Source organism: Brevibacterium aurantiacum (assembly GCF_007558825.1).
Classification (GTDB): Bacteria; Actinomycetota; Actinomycetes; order Actinomycetales; family Brevibacteriaceae; genus Brevibacterium; species Brevibacterium aurantiacum_A.
In genome coordinates this window covers 1-1,060 of record NZ_VLTK01000050.1, presented here as the reverse complement: position 1 = coordinate 1,060, position 1,060 = coordinate 1, and the positions used below count along the sequence as shown (strand labels likewise).

At 53.2% G+C, this 1,060-nt stretch carries 1 protein-coding gene; it reads right to left on the bottom strand.

All coding sequences use genetic code 11. The features are described 5' to 3' along the window. Window positions 1-57 precede the first annotated feature (57 nt). Complete coding sequence (locus FO013_RS22190) at window positions 58-981, bottom strand: IS5-like element IS903B family transposase (RefSeq protein ID WP_001118619.1); 924 nt, start codon at window positions 979-981, stop codon at window positions 58-60. Window positions 982-1,060: the final 79 nt, after the last annotated feature.

Genomic DNA, 1,060 nt, shown 5'->3' with positions numbered 1-1,060 from the left:
GGGCTTTGTTGAATAAATCAGATTTCGGGTAAGTCTCCCCCGTAGCGGGTTGTGTTTTCAGGCAATACGCACGCTTTCAGGCATACCTGCTTTCGTCATTTTGTTCAGCGCTCGTACCAGGGCCATAGCCTCCGCAACCTGACCATCGTAGTCACGCAGCGTCAGTGAACCCCCGAACAGCTGTTTTACCCGGTACATCGCCGTTTCCGCTATCGAGCGACGGTTGTAATCTGTTGTCCATTTCCACCGCGCATTACTCCCGGTCATTCGCTGATTAGCCACTGCACGGTTACGGTCTGCATATTCACCGGGCCAGTAACCCGCGCCTTTTCGGGGTGGGATAAGCGCGCTGATTTTCTTACGCCGCAGTTCATCGTGACAGAGCCGGGTATCGTAAGCGCCATCGGCGGCGGCTGACCTGATTTTCCGGTGGGTTTGCCGGATTAACCCGGGGAAGGCCTCTGAGTCCGTAACGTTGTTCAGCGACAGGTCTGCACAGATGATTTCATGTGTTTTACTGTCAACGGCGAGATGCAGCTTACGCCAGATACGGCGGCGTTCCTGGCCATGCTTTTTGACTTTCCACTCGCCTTCACCGAAGACCTTCAGCCCGGTGGAATCAATTACCAGGTGTGCGATTTCACCCCGGGTGGGCGTTTTGAAACTGACATTAACCGACTTTGCCCGCCTGCTGACACAGCTGTAATCCGGGCAGCGTAGCGGAACGTTCATCAGAGAAAAAATGGAATCAATAAAGCCCTGCGCAGCGCGCAGGGTCAGCCTGAATACGCGTTTAATGACCAGCACAGTCGTGATGGCAAGGTCAGAATAGCGCTGAGGTCTGCCTCGTGAAGAAGGTGTTGCTGACTCATACCAGGCCTGAATAGCTTCATCATCCAGCCAGAAAGTTATGGAGCCACGGTTGATGAGGGCTTTATTGTAGGTGGGCCAGTTGGTGATTTTGAACTTTTGCTTTGCCACGGAACGGTCTGCGTTGTCGGGAAGATGCGTGATCTGATCCTTCAACTCAGCAAAAGTTCGATTTATTCAACAAAGCCGC